Source organism: Acholeplasma oculi (genome assembly GCF_900166985.1).
GTDB classification, from domain to species: Bacteria; Bacillota_I; Bacilli_A; order Acholeplasmatales; family Acholeplasmataceae; genus Acholeplasma; species Acholeplasma oculi.
The window spans coordinates 35,751-52,746 of sequence record NZ_FUZK01000003.1; the positions used below are offsets into that span (position 1 = coordinate 35,751).

The 16,996-nt window shown below is 30.5% G+C and carries 18 protein-coding genes and 1 tRNA gene; 4 read left to right on the plus strand and 15 right to left on the minus strand.

Annotated features, from left to right (window positions below):
- Positions 1-5: 5 nt before the first annotated feature.
- Positions 6-920 carry a GGDEF domain-containing protein gene (locus B5X49_RS05985; RefSeq protein WP_045749149.1) on the minus strand — a complete coding sequence of 305 codons (915 nt, stop codon included), beginning with the start codon at positions 918-920 and terminating at the stop codon, positions 6-8.
- A gap of 226 nt (positions 921-1,146) precedes the next feature.
- On the opposite strand from B5X49_RS05985, the gene B5X49_RS05990 reads away from it, so the two are divergent.
- Positions 1,147-1,839: an alpha/beta hydrolase gene (locus tag B5X49_RS05990; RefSeq protein WP_159444498.1), complete on the plus strand. Its 693-nt coding sequence runs from the start codon at positions 1,147-1,149 to the stop codon at positions 1,837-1,839.
- Between the two features lie 4 nt (positions 1,840-1,843).
- Here the strand turns inward: B5X49_RS05990 and B5X49_RS05995 are convergent, their stop codons facing one another.
- A complete protein-coding gene (locus tag B5X49_RS05995; RefSeq protein WP_045749147.1) occupies positions 1,844-2,248 on the minus strand; it encodes a VOC family protein in 405 nt (134 codons plus the stop codon).
- Between the two features lie 77 nt (positions 2,249-2,325).
- Between B5X49_RS05995 and B5X49_RS06000 the strand changes: the two genes are divergently transcribed.
- A complete protein-coding gene (locus B5X49_RS06000) occupies positions 2,326-2,670 on the plus strand; it encodes a hypothetical protein (RefSeq protein WP_045749146.1) in 345 nt (114 codons plus the stop codon).
- Between the two features lie 57 nt (positions 2,671-2,727).
- Here the strand turns inward: B5X49_RS06000 and B5X49_RS06005 are convergent, their stop codons facing one another.
- The 3 genes from B5X49_RS06005 to B5X49_RS06015 all read right to left on the minus strand — a co-directional run bounded on the left by B5X49_RS06005 (position 2,728) and on the right by B5X49_RS06015 (position 4,900).
- Complete coding sequence (locus tag B5X49_RS06005; protein ID WP_045749145.1) at positions 2,728-3,318, minus strand: hypothetical protein; 591 nt, start codon at positions 3,316-3,318, stop codon at positions 2,728-2,730.
- Positions 3,319-3,394: 76 nt separating this feature from the next.
- Complete coding sequence (locus B5X49_RS06010) at positions 3,395-3,970, minus strand: YdeI/OmpD-associated family protein (protein WP_211026755.1); 576 nt, start codon at positions 3,968-3,970, stop codon at positions 3,395-3,397.
- Between the two features lie 6 nt (positions 3,971-3,976).
- Entirely contained in the window at positions 3,977-4,900 is a 924-nt protein-coding gene (locus B5X49_RS06015; RefSeq protein WP_052669945.1) for an epoxyqueuosine reductase, read from the minus strand.
- Between the two features lie 139 nt (positions 4,901-5,039).
- Between B5X49_RS06015 and B5X49_RS06020 the strand changes: the two genes are divergently transcribed.
- Both B5X49_RS06020 and B5X49_RS06025 read left to right on the plus strand, forming a co-directional pair.
- Positions 5,040-5,582 (plus strand): DUF1836 domain-containing protein, encoded by a 543-nt coding sequence (locus B5X49_RS06020; protein ID WP_045749144.1) that lies wholly within the window; start codon positions 5,040-5,042, stop codon positions 5,580-5,582.
- Between the two features lie 12 nt (positions 5,583-5,594).
- Positions 5,595-6,440, plus strand: coding sequence for a DegV family protein (locus B5X49_RS06025; protein WP_045749143.1), 846 nt, complete (start codon positions 5,595-5,597; stop codon positions 6,438-6,440).
- 85 nt (positions 6,441-6,525) lie between these two features.
- Here B5X49_RS06025 and B5X49_RS06030 read toward each other — a convergent pair whose 3' ends face one another.
- The 10 genes from B5X49_RS06030 to B5X49_RS06075 all read right to left on the minus strand — a co-directional run bounded on the left by B5X49_RS06030 (position 6,526) and on the right by B5X49_RS06075 (position 16,994).
- Complete coding sequence (locus B5X49_RS06030) at positions 6,526-7,086, minus strand: NUDIX hydrolase (RefSeq protein ID WP_045749142.1); 561 nt, start codon at positions 7,084-7,086, stop codon at positions 6,526-6,528.
- A 246-nt stretch (positions 7,087-7,332) separates the two neighbouring features.
- Positions 7,333-7,662: a HepT-like ribonuclease domain-containing protein gene (locus B5X49_RS06035; RefSeq protein WP_045749141.1), complete on the minus strand. Its 330-nt coding sequence runs from the start codon at positions 7,660-7,662 to the stop codon at positions 7,333-7,335.
- The gene (locus tag B5X49_RS06040) at positions 7,652-8,143 is read right to left on the minus strand and encodes a nucleotidyltransferase domain-containing protein (protein WP_052669942.1); all 492 of its coding nucleotides are present in this window, start codon (positions 8,141-8,143) and stop codon (positions 7,652-7,654) included. Before B5X49_RS06040 ends, B5X49_RS06035 begins: the two co-directional genes overlap by 11 nt.
- Positions 8,144-8,238: 95 nt before the next feature.
- Positions 8,239-8,315: transfer RNA gene (locus tag B5X49_RS06045), tRNA-Arg, on the minus strand.
- Positions 8,316-8,372: 57 nt separating this feature from the next.
- Positions 8,373-10,184 (minus strand): ABC transporter ATP-binding protein, encoded by a 1,812-nt coding sequence (locus tag B5X49_RS06050; protein WP_045749140.1) that lies wholly within the window; start codon positions 10,182-10,184, stop codon positions 8,373-8,375.
- Entirely contained in the window at positions 10,181-11,932 is a 1,752-nt protein-coding gene (locus tag B5X49_RS06055; protein ID WP_045749139.1) for an ABC transporter ATP-binding protein, read from the minus strand. The genes B5X49_RS06050 and B5X49_RS06055 overlap by 4 nt, the downstream gene beginning before the upstream one ends.
- 71 nt (positions 11,933-12,003) lie before the next feature.
- The gene (locus tag B5X49_RS06060) at positions 12,004-12,618 is read right to left on the minus strand and encodes a tRNA (adenine(22)-N(1))-methyltransferase (RefSeq protein WP_079560749.1); all 615 of its coding nucleotides are present in this window, start codon (positions 12,616-12,618) and stop codon (positions 12,004-12,006) included.
- Positions 12,615-13,877 (minus strand): RNA polymerase sigma factor RpoD, encoded by a 1,263-nt coding sequence (gene rpoD, locus B5X49_RS06065; protein WP_045749138.1) that lies wholly within the window; start codon positions 13,875-13,877, stop codon positions 12,615-12,617. The genes B5X49_RS06060 and rpoD overlap by 4 nt, the downstream gene beginning before the upstream one ends.
- Positions 13,867-15,600 carry a DNA primase gene (gene dnaG / locus B5X49_RS06070; RefSeq protein ID WP_052669939.1) on the minus strand — a complete coding sequence of 578 codons (1,734 nt, stop codon included), beginning with the start codon at positions 15,598-15,600 and terminating at the stop codon, positions 13,867-13,869. Before dnaG ends, rpoD begins: the two co-directional genes overlap by 11 nt.
- 23 nt (positions 15,601-15,623) lie before the next feature.
- On the minus strand, positions 15,624-16,994 hold the full coding sequence (locus tag B5X49_RS06075; protein WP_045749137.1) for a glycine--tRNA ligase: 1,371 nt from the start codon (positions 16,992-16,994) through the stop codon (positions 15,624-15,626).
- Positions 16,995-16,996: the final 2 nt, after the last annotated feature.

Below are 16,996 nucleotides of genomic sequence, written 5' to 3' on the forward strand. Positions count from 1 at the left end.
TGTTTCTATTTGCTCAACGTATAATTTCCAATGCCTTTTATTTTAGACTTATACATCGCATCATCCCCTAAGTTAAGGAGCATATGATAATCTTTATTGGTTGGAGTGATTTTTACAATTCCAATCGATACACTAATACCTAGTGCTTTAGAAATTTCGTTTAAATTTTCTATGCTTTCAATTAATTTTTTAGCACGATTGATGATATCTTCTTCAGAATGATCATAACAGTACATTGCAAACTCATCCCCACCTAACCTGTAATATAAAACATTATATTCCCAATTTTGAATAAAGAAGTCTGCAATATCTACTAAAAACTTATCACCTGCTTGATGTCCATATTGATCATTAATACGTTTGAATCCATCAATATCTAAATATAGAAAATAAGAACGTTCTGTATTGCTTAGATAGCTCATGTGTTTTTTTAATGTTTCTCTACTAAAAAGTCTTGTTAGTGAATCTTGATAAGTCTTTTGATAATGAATAATATCAATCGGTGTGCTTTCATATACTCTAAAAACATGTCCTAATACAAGATTATATGTTTTATTTCTTCTAAGTCCTACATATAACCAAAGGGGTTCTGGATTTCTTTTGACTGGTATATATAAGAATAATTCGTCATAAAATGTATTAAACTGATTTTTAATAGATTCGATGAAATTATATTTACCTTCAACATCTGCCAGTAAGTTATTGGGTTCAACAAAATTAAGTAGGTTTTTAGCCTCAATCTCTTCAAAATGAGGTAAACCAATTTGTTCTAGATTTCCATTAATAATATAGCACTTTTTAGGTAATTCATTCAAATCACATACGAAAAAGACTTGTCTGCTATCTGCAAACAATATATCTTTCATCATATTAAGTTTATACTTTTCTTGAAGCTTTAAAATGATGGATTCATGTTCCATTTAAATTTATAACCTGCTTCATTTTACTATCGAACTCACATATCTTTTCTCCCAAATAAATATGTTAATTCATACTCATAGTATATTATATTTTCATTGTATCATAGGAGATATCAAAATACTTGAAATTTTATAAATATATAAATAATCATTTGATGAAGATGTATCATATAATAATGGTATAAGAAAGTGAGTGATCTTAAATATGAAGATATTTAAAAAAATTATGAAGTGGTTATTAATTTCTATTACATCTTTAATATTACTAATGATTGTTGGTTTATATATCTATACATTGGATGCATCTAAACCACTTGATGAAATGTATACAGAAATTGAACTTTTAGAAAGAGACTCTTTTGAATTAAAAAATGAGTGGGATGTCATCACACTCATTCCAGAGAATCCTGTTGCAAACATTGTATTTATACCCGGTGGGAAAGTATATGCTGAAAGCTATTTATATTTAGCTTATCAACTAGCACTTGAAGGATATCAAGTTCATGTAACTAAGAATTTATTTCATCTAGCAATTTTAACGCCATTTCATTTTAATAAATTTTTATCGAATGAACTGGACAATATTGTAATCGGTCATTCTTTAGGTGGTACAGTTGGCGGATTACTAGCCAATGATGCTAGAGTTTCAAAACTAATATTACTGGGAAGCTATACAACCAATTTAATAATGCATGCAGATGTATTACTCATTCGTGCAGAAAATGACCTGGTTTTAAATATTAATGCTTATCTATTAAGTTATTCCAATTATGTATCTTATGAAACAAAAACCATTCCAGGTGGCAATCATGCAGGTTTTGGTTGGTATGGTGTTCAATCAGGTGATGGTAATGCTTTAATAAGTATTAAAGAACAACAAGACCAAACGATTGATTATATTGTAGAGTTCTTAACTTAAATAGTTATTCTAATCGAAAAGGTTTATTGAATGAACCAATTTCAATGAGATTACCCTCAGGATCAGCAATATAACATGTTCTTTGACCCCAAGGCATTGTATCTGGATATTTAATGGGTGTTGCACCTTTTAAAATGACTGCTTCAAACCTGAGATCAACTTCTTCAAACGTATCAACATATAAAGCAATTTCTATATGTCCATGTACGCCGTCCGCATAATTAAAAGACTGCTTCGTCAGTTTTTCTATATCTTTTCGACCATAAAGTAAAAAGAGTGTTTGATCTTTTATTAAGTAAACATGCTCTGTATCAAGGGATTCCTTAATCTCGAAACCTAAAACATCTCTATAGAATTGAATCATCTTAGACATGTCATTAACAAATAATCCAAAACCATCTAATCTCATAAATCCTCCATTCATATTATCAAATTAATATACTTTATGACTTGATTATACTATAATAACCACAAGGGGTGTAAAATATGAGACCAGATAGACCAAATTTCAATGTTAAGAATGAACCAATCCCTAACAAAGGATTTCAAACTCGAAGACAAGCATATTCAAAAAAAGAATATGATCGTGGTGTCGATGAAATGGATGCTAAAAATCCATTTTTAGATGGTACATTGTTAAGTAGTGAAAAAGACAAAGATGATTTAGAACCAGATTTTGAAATGGAAAAACCTTATCTTTTCCAACAAGGTAACCTTAAAAGAAAAGTTCGATACGATAAAATTTTAATGCTGACATTTTTAACGGTTTTCGTTGTTGGTTTAACTTTTGGTACAATATATATCATACTTTTATTACTTTCAATAGTTTAACTAAATCCAGTGTATAAATAAAAGCGTTCTTTTGGGTAAAAGAACGCATTTTTAATATTATCTTTTCTCTTTTAATAAAGGAATTAGCTTAAGTACACCTAATATGATACTCACAGGTAACCCAACCATTATAGCACTCAATAAATAGTAATGAAATGTAACTTCCGTATGAAACGATTGAAATGTTGGAGCCAATAGGAATGATATGGTTTGACCTATTAAAGATAATATGATCAGTATCATGTAAAATATTTTTTTCGAACGCGTGAAGGAATAAGTATTTTTATGAAGTAGCTTGATTCCTACGCCTATCATAAATCCAAATGGTATTGCATGTAATATAACAAGTGCAATGAAGAAAAAATTCGTTATAGAAAATTCCGTTACAGCATAGGTTTTTAAAAGGTATAACCCAATGAAACTCAGTGTTCCTATGATTAGAATTTCTATATTGAAGATGACATTTTTATGCGAAACAAGGTTATTAGATTTATCTTTTCGATACACCATGAACATATGTATAAAGAAAATACATTCTAGTACTAAAAATGTTATGAGTGCATATATATCCTTAGTTGAAAACATATATACCAATAAACCTGTTAATAACGGTAGAATCGTTAGATAAAACCCTTTGTCAATTTTCATAAAATACCCCTTTAAAGTTTTTATAATTATACATGAAATTTTAAGTAATATGAAGTGAAATGATAATGGATGATACTTAATAATCTATTAATCTACCAAAATCATTCCAAGAACCATACATTTTTCCAAGTTTTGTCTCAGAGATTAATTTATGAATTCTCTTTTCAAATAATAATTTTTGTTCTTTAACTTGAATAATAGAGTCCATGCGTATAATCTGATAAAGTATTGGGAAACTTTTAAATGTATCCAAAACATTTGATTCTTCTAATTTATTTAAAATAATTTCATCAAATAGATATGTTGAATCTAAATCAGGTAAGGTTTCATAACCTTTTTTTGTCATATATCCTAACTTGATTAATCTTCTAGCTCGTTCTTTGTTGAGTTCTGTCCAATGACTTTTTTTCCTTCTTGGTGAAATTCTTTGAAGAAAAACTCCTTCCTTATAAGAAACTTTTACACTATCAATCCATCCAAAACAAATAGCTTCTTCAACAACATCTAAATATAACAGTGTATTTTCTTTAGGCTTTATACTTACATATAGCCAACAAAAAGGAAATTGATCACTTATGTTTAAAAACCATGTTCTAAGTTCATTTCTATCCTTAAAAGTAAGGATATTTTCCATATTCATGATTGAATTCATAGTATTTTATTCACTCGATTCGTTTATGTCAAATTTTTCTAGCTTACTTAAGATATATTGAGCATCTTTTTTATACCATGATGGATATTTATCATCATGTATAGATGCCTCAATTTTTGAATTATAATTAGTATTTTTTTGTCTTAGAAGTATGGTTAATGCATTTCTAAGTAAAATCGTTTTACCTCTCCATGTATATGCATGTTTTCCATATTTATTCATAAATTCTTTTTGTGACAAGTCAAATAAGTCATCGATTAATACATAGGCTGTTGGTTTGGCGTGAAACGCTTCTGTTTTAGTTGAATTCACGTCTTTATTGTATGGACAAACTCTTTGACATATGTCACAGCCCATCAGTAATGCATTTTTAGCAATTTCTTCTTCTGTTAAACTTCTTTTGGCTTGATTATAACCACTAATGCATGTGTCCCAATCAAAACCATTATCTAGCGCTTTTACAGGACAAGCTTTTATGCATATGGTACATGTACCACATGAATCATTATTTTCTACAATAACCTCAGGAAACTTCTCTTTTGTTAAGACGAGTCCTATAAAGAAATAACTTCCTAATTCTTTATGTATCATCAGGTTATTTTTTCCATGAAATGCTAAACCCGTCATTTCTAAGCATTTACGTTCATTAATGGTGTGATTATCAACAAGCGCTTTATATTCAATATCTAAACCTTTTAAAGTCTCATGCATCAGTGTTTTCATCACATCATGATAATCAAACCCATATGTATACATTGAAGCCGTTAATCGGTCTCTTTCATGTTTTAAATATGCATTAGGATAGCCAAGTCCAACAACAAAAATAGATTCATAACCTATTAAGTTTGCGTCAAATCGCTTGGATAAATATCGATTTGCATCAATTACTCCAACCATATCAAATGCTTCTTTTAACTTTTCATAAACCATCAACTTAGACCTCATACTATTTATGTAAATTATATCATATCTCATGTTTTAGGATACTTTTCTTCGTTAAAGTTGCATATGCATTGATAAAGTTATTAAAACGTGATAACCTAGTATCAATAACTAGATGGAGGTTATGATGGATTTAGAAATCAAAGAATGGATTCAAAATGTTGAGTCTATGAGATTACCTAGATGGAATGATTTACCGGATATAGAATTATATTCTGAGCAAGTTATTTCATATGTTAATAATCAGTTAAAATATATTTTTATAAACTACCCAGAACAAAAAGACAATATGATGACAGCATCTATGATTAACAATTATGTCAAAAACAAAATAATGACACCACCTATAAACAAAAAATATAAGAAATCTCATGTTGCATTTCTTATAACCATTACAGTTTTAAAACAGGTTGGTAATTTAAAAGATGTTCAAAAGGGTATTTTACACTTAACAACAGTTTTAGGCAGGGTTGAGGCTTATGATACTTTTGTTGAGTTTTTAGAACAATCACTGAAAACTTCAGTAAATGAGTTATTAGAAAAACCAGATACAACTTATTATTTAAAACGAGTTTCTATTGATTTACTACCTTTAAAAACAGCAACCTTAGCATTCACTTCGGTCATGCTATCTAGATATCTATTTTCAAAAATAAATACTAATTCCTAAGGAGAATAAACAATGCAAAAAATCGCAATACTTGCAGATTCAGGTTCAGATATTCAAATAGATTTAAAAGGTTTACCACTCTATATATTACCACTACGCATTATTATTGATGGTAAAGAATATATCGATAAGAAAGAGATTACATTAAAAGAAGTGTTATCTCAGATTGACCACAAAAAAGTTACAACTTCACTACCAAGTCCTAAAGATATTGAAGAAACCTTCGACTTGATCAAAAAAGATGGGTTTACACATGTAATTTGTATTCCTATATCAAAAGGTTTAAGTGGAACCATGAACATCATCAGACAAATTGCTGAAGATTATAAAGGGCTTAACATCCACATTATTGATACTAAGAATATCAGTATGGCGAGTGGTTATAGTTCACTTGAAGCACTTGACATGATTCAATCCGGTAAAGATTTTGATATGATTATCGAATCCATTAACCAACGTTTAACACTTAAAAAAGTATTCTTTACAGTTGATAAACTTGTTTATTTAAAAAGAGGCGGTCGAATTGGTTTAGTCTCTGCAACAGTTGCAGATATTCTTAAAATAAAACCTGTGATTACATGTAATCCTGAAGGTGTTTATTATACTGTTAAGAAACAAAGAGGATATCAACATGCAGTTAATGAATTAATTGAACAAGTTAAAACATTTGTTGGTGATAGTAAATCTTACGATGTAACACTTATGAATAGTGATAGCTTACTCGATCTAAATCAGTTATCAGAAAAAATTAAAGCATCCTTACCTTTTATTAAGAACTTTAACATTTCAAACATTACCCCTGCACTTGCCATACATACTGGTCCAGAAGCATTAGGTATTGCTGTTTCTATACGATAGATTACAAAAAGTACAGCGTTATATGAAGTCATAGTCATATAATCCTGTACTTTTTTATTTTTTAATTCAGTTTATTTCCATCGTTTCATATTTTTATCGTTTTAATATATGAAAATATTTTCTGATAAATAGGAATCATTCTTTCTTCTGTCACATGATTTAAAACATCATCTAAGTCAAACCATTGAACGCCACTATTTTCATCAATCTTAGTTACAAGTGCTTCATTTTCATCAGCTATAAGTAAATAAGTTAGATTCATATGTATATGATCTCCAACATAATGACCGCGTTTAATATGGTTATGAACAAGAATATTATCAAGTGCTACTGGTTCATCAAATAATGGAGAAACATTTTTAACCCCAGTTTCTTCTGTTGCCTCTTCCAATAGAATCTCTAAAAAATTTGGATTACCATCATTATGTCCACCAATCCATCCCCAGGATTTATAGATAAGATGATTAGCAAATAACACTTTTGTAAGTGATGAATTCAGTATGATTGCTGAGTTTGAAAAATGAGCGATTAAGTTTGTTCTAAAAAGTGCATCTGGATTCTTTTTAGCAAAATCAAGCATTGCTAGTTTATCAATTGCTTCTTGTTCATTTTTAGGTTGGTAATTTTCTATTATTTTGATGTGCATATGATTTCTCGATTCTTAGTTTATTATATGAAATTTTGTTATCAGTATTATGATACTTCAATCAAATAAAAAATGCCACCTTTTTGGGTGACATCATTGAATATTTGATATATAAATTATTGTGTGGTAACAATATACCTATGTCCTTCCAGTAAACAAGGATGATAGTGTCTCTTCATGCATTGAGTTCTATACTAAATACCTGTTCAAATGGTACATTTACTTGTAAAAGTGTAACTTAAACTTTTAAATTTTGATTTTGACTAGTTTACTCAAAAGATCCGGAATACTAATTCTTGCGACATTAAATATTAATGTTAAATCTACACCTTCATATTCATGCGAAATTAAATTTCTTAAACCAATTATTTTATTCCACTCTATAGTTGTTGTATTATGCTTAATATCGTCTGATAGTTTTTTGGCAGTTTCACCAATTTGCTCTAGGTTTAACAAAACAGCGTCAACTTTTTCCTCGTTACTCTCAAATGCTTCAATATTACTAACACCGTCTAAATACCTTGCTATTTTGTTACAGTAAGCAATAATTCTTTCTATATACTTTTTATCTTTCATATATCAATATTCCTGTCTCTTTAATTTCATTTACTATTGGACTATCTGATTTTACAGTTTTATTACTTAATAAATCTATTTTTTTATTTAATATAGTCCTTAATTCTTCTATAACACCAAAATAGTCTAAATCGTCAATATCAGATATCATATATAGATCAATATCACTTTGAGGTGTTTGCGTTCCTTTAGCATATGATCCGTATAGATATGCTTTATCTATATTGTACTTAGAAAATACATTTTCGACTTTTTCTTTTATCATTAAAAATGATGGCATGAAATGTTTATCATAAATCATATATTCTTCAAGTCTTTTTCTGAGTATACAATCTGCAATCATTTCAACAATATAATTACTTGGAACTCTTATGTTTTGTTCCCAATTTCTAATTGACTTTACAGGTATGTTTAATTTATTTGAAAACTCAGTTTGTGTTAATCCTAGGTTTTCTCTTATAGTCTGAATATTATTTTTCATATTACCACCTCAACTTAATTATATACCCCATTGAGACAGTTGTCAACTGTACTAGTAAAAAAACCACCTCATTGAGGTAGTTAAATTTATTTTTATGGCGTCTGAAGAGGGATTCGAACCCCCGACCGATAGCTTAGAAGGCTATTGCTCTATCCAGCTGAGCTATTCAGACACTTTAAGTCAGCAATGAATATTATAACCTAATCATTACTGAAAGTAAAGTATTTTTTTAAACATCAAACTGAGAATTGTATAACTGCGCGTAAAAGCCGTTTTGTTCTAATAATTGTGTGTGATTTCCCTGTTCAATGATATTACCATCTTTCATAACAAAGATGATATCTGCGTTTTTAATTGTGGATAATCTGTGTGCAATAACAAAGGAAGTTCTACCCTTCATTAATTGATCCATCGCTTTTTGAATAAGTATTTCTGTACGTGTGTCAACAGATGATGTTGCTTCATCAAGTATTAACATTGGTTTATCTGCCAACATCGCTCTAGAGATGGTTATTAACTGTCTTTGACCTTGTGAGATATTGAGTCCATCTTCCGATAAGTTAAAGTCATATCCACCTGAAAGTGAATGAATAAAGTGATGTGTTTGAGCTGCTCTTGCCGCCTTTTCAACTTCTTCTTTAGTTTTATCCTTAGATCCATATGATATATTATCTAAAATACTACCTTCAAAAATCCATGAATCCTGTAAAACCATTCCAAAGTAACTTCTAACTTCTTCACGTTTCATGTCTTTGATATCTACACCATCAATTTGAATAGAACCGGAGTCAATATCATAAAATCTCATTAATAGATTAACAATCGTTGTTTTACCTGCACCTGTTGGTCCAACAATTGCAACCATCTGTCCAGGTTTTACCTCTGCATTAAATCCTTGGATGACTGGTGTATCTGGTAAATATCTAAAATGCACATCTTTAAATGTCACATGTCCACTAACCTTATTAAGCATTTTAGGTTTATGTGATTCATCAGTTTCACTTTCAGCATCCATTAAGAAGAATATTCTTTCTGCAGCTGCAGCAGTTTGTTGCATGATACTTGCTGTTTGACCAATGGATTGAATTGGTTGAGCAACTTGTCTTGCATATTGAATAAACATCATAATAAATCCGACTTCAAAGGATGAATCTGTAATGAGCAAATATCCACCAATAATTGCAACACCAATATATGCTAAGTTTGTAAAGAAAAACTGAATAGGTACCATAATTGATGATACAAATTGCGCTTTCCATGATGTCTCATAAATTCTTTTATTCACTTCATTAAATTCTTCAAAAGCTTGTTTCTGATGGTTAAATACTTTAACCACTTGATGACCATGATAGACTTCTTCAACATGTCCATTCATATCACCATTATTCATTGCAGCTTGTCTAAAGTATTTTTGACTTAACTTCACAAAGTTACCAGCAACAATTAAAGATATCACAACAGATGCTGTAGTTATGAGCGCTAAATCCCAACGCATGACAAACATGATGACAAGAATTGCTGTAACAAGTGTAAAGGATCTAAAAATTTCTGATAAACTTTGAGTTAAAGTCTGATTGATTGTATCTACATCATTTGTAACTCTTGATAATACATCACCATACTTATACTTATCAAAAAAGTTTAAAGGTAACGTATTAATTTTATCTGCTAAGTCACTACGCATCTTATAGGTTAATCGTTGCGTAATACCAATGAGTGAGTATCCTTGTAATAAATTAAGTACTGTTGATAATGCTGCAGTAACAATAGATAATATTAATACCTCATTAAATGTTAATGCAATTCCAAATAAATCAACCACACCATCCACTGATTTTTGAGACCAAATATCTGTGATGGATGTGAGCAGTTTTCCAGCAAGTACAGGAGTTAAAACTGTGATTAGTGATGAAACAACTGCAAACAATGCTGCAAGCATCACAATCCATTTATCTTTACTTAAATATTGTAATAATCTTTTAAATGTTTTACCAAAGTTGGCTGGTTTTTGATTATTAAGGAGTCCTGGTCGTCTATTCATCTTGAAAGCTCCTCCTTACTTAATTGTGATTCAGCAATTTCGATATAAACTTCACATGATTTGAGTAATTCATCATGTGTTCCAATACCAGCAATTTTTCCTTTATCAAGTACGATAATTTGATCTGCATTTTTGATGGTATTGATACGTTGTGCAACAACTAAAATGGTTGCATCAATTTCTTCTTTAAGAGCTTGTCTCAGTTTTTGATCTGTTCGGTAATCTAGTGCTGAAAATGAATCATCAAAAATCATTATTTTAGGGTTTTTAGCAATTGCTCTTGCAATAGATAAACGTTGACGTTGTCCACCTGAAACGTTTGATCCACCCTGATTAATAGGGGATTTGAAACCTTCATCTAATTTTTCAATAAATTCGCTTGCTTGTGCGATAGATGCTGATTTCTTAATCACTTCTTCATCAATTGTATCTTGACCAAATGCAATATTAGATTCAATTGTTCCTTTAAATAAATTACCCTTTTGAGGAACATATCCGATATATTTTAGAAAATCATTTTGACGGTATTTTTTAATATCTACACCATCAATTAAGATACTTCCACCGGTTGGGTCATAAAATCTTGGTAATAGATTAATCAGTGTAGATTTACCACTTCCTGTTGAACCAATAATTGCCGTCATCTGACCTTTTTTAGCAACAAATGATATGTCGTTTAAAACAGGTTCATCAGAATCCGGATATTGGAATGTTACATGATCAAATGTAACCTCCCCTTCAAAATCACTTATTTCTAAATAATCTATTGGATCTTGTATTTGAATATCTTTATCGATGACTTCCATAATACGTTTAGCAGAAATAGAGGCTCTAGGTATCATGGTTAAAATCATTGTAATAAACATAAAGTTCATTAATGTCTGTGTTCCATATTGAATAATAGCTGATAAATTACCTGGTTCAAATGCTGAACCTGGTCCAATAATATTTAAGTTAAGTGCTACAAAATAAAGCATAACCGTAGTCAGTTGCATGACAAGACCCATCACAGGCCACATGGTATTAAAAAGTCTATTCACAAAAATATTTCTTTCCATTGCTTCTTTAGCAACTTCTTTACTCTTTTTAGCTTGAACTTCTTGAGTATTAAATGCACGAACTACACGTAATCCTGATAAGTTTTCTCTTGTCACTAAGTTCATCTTATCCACTAATTTTTGAATTAACTTAAATTTAGGCATTGCAATAAATATTAAAATTGTTAAAAATAATATAACAATAACTACAGAAAATACTAAGAACACAGATAAATCAGGGCTACTAACAAATGCCATAACAAAACCACCGATTGCCATGAATGGTGCCATTACAACACTTCTTAAGAGTTGTGCTACCATCATTTGAAGCGATTGTATGTCGTTTGTTGTACGTGTGATTAAAGAAGAAGTTGTAAATGTATCGACTTCATTCATTGAAAATTGTTGTACCTTTTTATAGAGTGCTTCTCTTAGATCTCTAGCATATGCTGAGGATACTTTAGATTCTAAGTAACCTGAAATCAAAATAACTAAAATACCAAGTACTGTGGTTCCTAACATCAGTAATCCATTATTTAAAAGGGATTGATATTTATCCGCATCTGTTAATGACTGTGACACCATATCATTAATAAGTACACCCAAGAAGTAAGGTAATGCTAAGTTCATGAGTGCTCTGATTGCGACTAATACAAAGATAGTAATCACCCAAAATATATAAGGTTTTAAGTATCTAAATGATTTAATCATAATATAACTTCCTTCTGTTTTATATAAAAACTATTATAACAAATTAAAAAGTGAAAGTTTGTAATTTAACTTCACTTTAAAATATCATTATAAAATGTGTAAATTTTATAGTATTCTTCACTTTTTTCATGTTTAGCTTTTTGTGATAATCCAAGATAATACTTAGCCTTGTGCTCAAAATAAGGTAAAGCTTCTTGTTTTAATTTTAGAATAGGTCCTGTAAAAATCTCACTTTCAGAGAGTCTCATTTCACCTGTTTCAACCTTCATAAAACAATAGTAGAAACCATCATGTATAACATACTCATCAACTATTTTGAAATGATGGTTTTGTAACCATTTTCTTAAAATATCTAATTTTTCATGAGCACCTAGGATATATGTTTTATGTTTAGGTGCATCTTTTAATATAGAACATATAAGTCTAGAACCCATTCCAGTGATAATACCTAAATCAAAATCTTCTTTTACACCTTTAAAACCATCTGTTAAGAAGAACTTAACAGGATATCCTTCTAGATTTTTTTTCGCACTTTCTAGAGGTCCTTTATTAATATCGGTTGCGATACCTTCTTTTATATAGTTTAAGTCCAGTGCTATTTTTAAAACTTTACCATGATCTGTACCGACATCTATAACTTTTGTATAACCCTTTGTTAAGGATGCTAAAAATTCAATACGACTCATTTTCTTGCAACATAAAACTCTTTGAGTTTATTTTGACGTTGAGGACTTCTAAGTTTTCTTAACGCCTTCGCCTCAATTTGACGAATTCTTTCACGAGTTACTCCAAATTCACGTCCTACTTCTTCTAATGTATGTGTTTTACCATCGAGTAAACCATAACGTAATCTAAGTACTTTTTCTTCACGGTCCGTTAATGTTTCTAAAACTTCATCTAAAGTCTTTTTAACCATTTCTTGCATCATATAATCATGTGGGTTTAATGCATTCGGATCACTAATAAAATCTCCTAATGAAGAATCTTCTTCCTCACCCACAGGTGCTTCTAAAGAAATAGGTTCTTTTGCTATACGTTGAATATTTTGAACCTTTTCTGGTGCAATACCCATTTTTTCAGCGACTTCTTCAACTGTTGCTTCTCTTCCAAGTTCTTGAACAAGTTGACGTTGAATACGAATCATTTTATTAATGGTTTCAACCATATGGACAGGGATACGTATTGTTCTTGCTTGATCGGCAACTGCTCTGGTGATTGCTTGACGAATCCACCAAGTCGCATAGGTTGAGAATTTAAATCCTTTTTCATAATCAAATTTATCAACCGCACGCATTAAGCCCATATTTCCTTCTTGAATTAAGTCTAGGAATAATAAACCTCTTTGCGTATACTTTTTAGCAATCGATACGACTAAACGGTAGTTTGCTTCAACAAGTTTTTCTTTAGCAATATGCGCCTTTCTTACTGTATTTTCAAGTGTATCAATATCATCTTGATCCAGTGTCATTTCACCATTCTTGACAGCTTCTAACTGTTCTAATGCAACACGACCCTCATATACCCAAATGGCATATTTTCTTTCATCGTCAATATTTAAAAGTGGAATTTGTCCAATTTCTTTTAAATACATACGTACAGGGTCATCAACCTTAACAGAAGATACAATCGTTTCAATATTGAGTAATTCTTCTTCTTTAATATCTTCAACTTCTAAGCTTGATAAAGAAAACTCATCCGGTTCATCAGGGTCAACTTCAACTTCTAAATCATCATCGTCTAAGAATGCATCATCTTTTGTATTATCTACTTCATCTTCTGGTTCTTCATCTAATAAGACATCGATTTCAAATGTAGCTAATTCTTTTTCTACATCAAAGTAATCATCCGTACCATACTCAAAGTATTTTTCAACATCGGATTGGTTCAATGTTTTCTTTTTACCAGCTTTTTTAACCAACTGGTCAATTATTTTTTTATCTATCATAACTCTTTACCTGCTTTCTTAAACTATCTATGGTTTTTAAATGTTTCTCTTTTGTTTTTTCATCCATTAATTGATCCAATTTTTTAATGATACTATTGATTTCTAATTGGAGTTGATAGGATTCAAATGGTTTCATAATTTCAGCAAATTGTAAATCATCTGTTATTAACAAATCCTTTTTATATTCGGTAGAATCCATTAACCGATTGAGTATATCATGTTCTTTAGTATATGCGAGTTTAAATGTTTCTATATCAAGCATTTTTCCTTGGTTTGTATCATAGTATTTCATAATATCTTTATAAAGAGTTTTTTGTTCTTTATTTTCGATATCTGTGAAAATAAGTTTACTTTTGATTTGATCTAAATATGTTGTACGCTTAAGTAAATTAATTAACAAGATATCAATACTACGAATTGCTCGGTGATACATTTTCTTTGAAATTGGTTTTTCTTTTAAAGGTAGCGTGAATTCTTTTTGATGAATAAGCAGTTGGATACCTAATTCATCAAAAGCTTTTCTTTCATATAATTCGATGATTGTTGGGTCGGTTCCTAATAAAAGTTCCTTCATTTCATTTTTAAAGTGTGTAATATCATCACTACGCTTTAAATCCTTACCGATTTGATAAGCTTTATATCCAAATAGGTATGGATCCATCGTTTGATTCATTAAATCTTGGTAAGCTTTAACTCCAAACTTTTTAACAAAATCATCTGGGTCTAGTTTACTTGGTAGATTTAATACAGAGATACTTAAACCTTGTTGTTTTAAAATAGGGATGGCTTTAAGTGTTGCTTGAATACCGGCATCATCTCCATCATATGCAATAACAACTTTTGGACTGATTCTTTTAATGAGTCTTGCTTGCTCTTTTGTAAGTGCAGTTCCCATCGTTGCTACTGTTGACTGATAACCTGCCTGATAAGATGCAATGACATCAAAGAATCCTTCATGTAATATGACTTGTTTTTCTTTTACAGCTGGTTTTAAGGCATCACTAAAGTGATATAGTAATTCACCCTTTTTAAAAACTTGAGTCTCTGTTGAGTTCATGTATTTAACTTGTTCCTTGGAACTGAGTGTTCTTGCACTAAAGCCAACCACACGGCCCTGATCATTTTTAATCGGAAACGTTATTCTATTTCTAAAGACATCATAATATATACCTTCTTCATTTTGTTTAACGAGTCCTAACTTCATCATATCAGTGACAGTATATTGTTTAGATTTAAGCATCTTATAGAGTGCATCTGTATCATTAGGTGCGAGTCCAATTTCAAAATGCGCAATTTCATCATTGCTTAAATTTCTTTGATGAAGATACTTTATAGCCTCTTCACCCAAGAGTGAATTCTTAAGTACAAATCTATAAAATAAAGATGCATCCTCCATCATTTGATAGAGTGTTTCAAAAGGGTCTTTTACAGTATCCTTTACTTCCACCATAAGTCCTAACTTTTTAGCCAGTTCTTTAGCAGCATCCAGTGGTGAAATGTTTTTTATTTGAGATAAGAAAGTGATTGGTGAACCACCTTTACCACAACCAAAACATACTGCTATATTTTTTTCAGGTGAAACAGAAAAAGAAGGGGTTTTCTCATCATGAAAAGGACATAATCCCATAAAGTTCTTTCCACGTTTGGAAAGTTCTACATACTCAGATGCTAAAGCAACAATATCTGTTTCTTCATTGATCTTTTGATATAGATTTTGATCCATAGAATACCCCCTTCTTTTTTAATTTAGAATTTAACTGAATTTCTAATAAATGATTCTAAATCTTTAATAGCCATTCTTTCTTGTAACATAGAATCTCTATGTCTAATTGTTACGGTTTCATCAGTCATCGTTTGATGATCTACTGTGATACAAAATGGTGTACCAATTGCATCTTGACGACGATATCTTTTACCAATATTTTGAGTTTCATCATAAACTACATCAAATGATTCTGCAAGCATTTCATAGATTAGATTTGCTTTCTCACCATGTTCTTTTTTAACCAAAGGAAGGATTGCTGCTTTATAAGGTGCAAGTGCTGGATGTATTTTTAAGAGTTGTCTAGAATCTCCACCTTCTAAAGTTTCTTCTTCTAAACCATTGAATAAAAATACTAATGCAAGTCTTTCAACCCCTACAGCTGGTTCAACAACATAAGGTACATAACGTTCGTTTGTTTCTGGGTCTAAATAAGTTAAATCTTCTTTAGATAAATTCATATGTTGAGTTAAGTCAAAACTTGTTCTACTTGCTAATCCCCATAATTCATCAAAACCCCAAGGATATTTAAATTCAATATCTGTAGTTGCATTCGAATAATGAGATAATGCTTCTTTTGCATGTGGTTCAGCACGTAAATATTCTTTTTTAATACCTAGATTGGTTAAGAAGGATTGCATATAGTTTAACCAAAAATCAAACCATTCTAACTCAGTACCCGGTTTACAAAAGAATTCTAATTCCATTTGTTCAAATTCTCTTGTTCTAAAGATGAAATTACCTGGTGTAATTTCATTTCTAAAACTCTTACCAATTTGTGCAACTCCAAAAGGAACTTTCTTTCTCGTTGCACGTTGGATATTTTTAAAATTAATAAAAATACCTTGAGCAGTTTCAGGTCTTAAATAAACCTCACTTGCAGTATCCTCAATCACACCTTGGAAAGTTTTAAACATCATGTTGAATTTACGAATTGGTAACCAATCATGTGTTTTAGAAACAGGATCTTTGATCTGATGTTTCATAATATAGTCATACATTTCCTCATATGTCCAGCCATCTGGTTTTTGAGTTGGGTCATGTGCAAGAATTAACTTATCAGCACGATATCTTTGATTGGATTGTCTATTTTCAATTAATGGATCTGAAAAGCCTTGTAAGTGACCACTTGCTTGCCAAACCATAGGGTTTAACAAAATAGATGAATCTAGACCTACAATATTAGGTCCTTGTCTTAAAAACTTCTTAGTCCAAGCTTCTTTAATATTCTTCTTTAAATTAACACCTAATGGACCGTAATCCCATGTGTTAGCCAGTCCACCATAAATTTCTGAACCCTGGAATATAAATCCTGTTTGTTTTGCATATTGTACTAAGTACTCTAATGTAACCATAA

Excerpts from the sequence above, each read along its gene's own strand:
- B5X49_RS06000 (WP_045749146.1), top strand. The coding sequence starts at position 2,326 with ATGAGACCAGATAGACCAAATTTCAATGTTAAGAATGAACCAATCCCT.
- B5X49_RS06050 (WP_045749140.1), bottom strand. The coding sequence starts at position 10,184 with ATGAATAGACGACCAGGACTCCTTAATAATCAAAAACCAGCCAACTTT.
- dnaG (WP_052669939.1), bottom strand. The coding sequence starts at position 15,600 with ATGGATCAAAATCTATATCAAAAGATCAATGAAGAAACAGATATTGTT.
- B5X49_RS06035 (WP_045749141.1), bottom strand. The coding sequence starts at position 7,662 with ATGAAAGATAAAAAGTATATAGAAAGAATTATTGCTTACTGTAACAAA.
- B5X49_RS05995 (WP_045749147.1), bottom strand. The coding sequence starts at position 2,248 with ATGAGATTAGATGGTTTTGGATTATTTGTTAATGACATGTCTAAGATG.
- B5X49_RS06040 (WP_052669942.1), bottom strand. The coding sequence starts at position 8,143 with ATGAAAAATAATATTCAGACTATAAGAGAAAACCTAGGATTAACACAA.
- B5X49_RS06055 (WP_045749139.1), bottom strand. The coding sequence starts at position 11,932 with ATGATTAAATCATTTAGATACTTAAAACCTTATATATTTTGGGTGATT.
- B5X49_RS06010 (WP_211026755.1), bottom strand. The coding sequence starts at position 3,970 with ATGAATTCAATCATGAATATGGAAAATATCCTTACTTTTAAGGATAGA.
- rpoD (WP_045749138.1), bottom strand. The coding sequence starts at position 13,877 with ATGATAGATAAAAAAATAATTGACCAGTTGGTTAAAAAAGCTGGTAAA.
- B5X49_RS05990 (WP_159444498.1), top strand. The coding sequence starts at position 1,147 with ATGAAGTGGTTATTAATTTCTATTACATCTTTAATATTACTAATGATT.
- B5X49_RS06060 (WP_079560749.1), bottom strand. The coding sequence starts at position 12,618 with ATGAGTCGTATTGAATTTTTAGCATCCTTAACAAAGGGTTATACAAAA.
- B5X49_RS06030 (WP_045749142.1), bottom strand. The coding sequence starts at position 7,086 with ATGCACATCAAAATAATAGAAAATTACCAACCTAAAAATGAACAAGAA.
- B5X49_RS05985 (WP_045749149.1), bottom strand. The coding sequence starts at position 920 with ATGGAACATGAATCCATCATTTTAAAGCTTCAAGAAAAGTATAAACTT.
- B5X49_RS06075 (WP_045749137.1), bottom strand. The coding sequence starts at position 16,994 with ATGGTTACATTAGAGTACTTAGTACAATATGCAAAACAAACAGGATTT.
- B5X49_RS06025 (WP_045749143.1), top strand. The coding sequence starts at position 5,595 with ATGCAAAAAATCGCAATACTTGCAGATTCAGGTTCAGATATTCAAATA.
- B5X49_RS06005 (WP_045749145.1), bottom strand. The coding sequence starts at position 3,318 with ATGAAAATTGACAAAGGGTTTTATCTAACGATTCTACCGTTATTAACA.
- B5X49_RS06020 (WP_045749144.1), top strand. The coding sequence starts at position 5,040 with ATGGATTTAGAAATCAAAGAATGGATTCAAAATGTTGAGTCTATGAGA.
- B5X49_RS06015 (WP_052669945.1), bottom strand. The coding sequence starts at position 4,900 with ATGGTTTATGAAAAGTTAAAAGAAGCATTTGATATGGTTGGAGTAATT.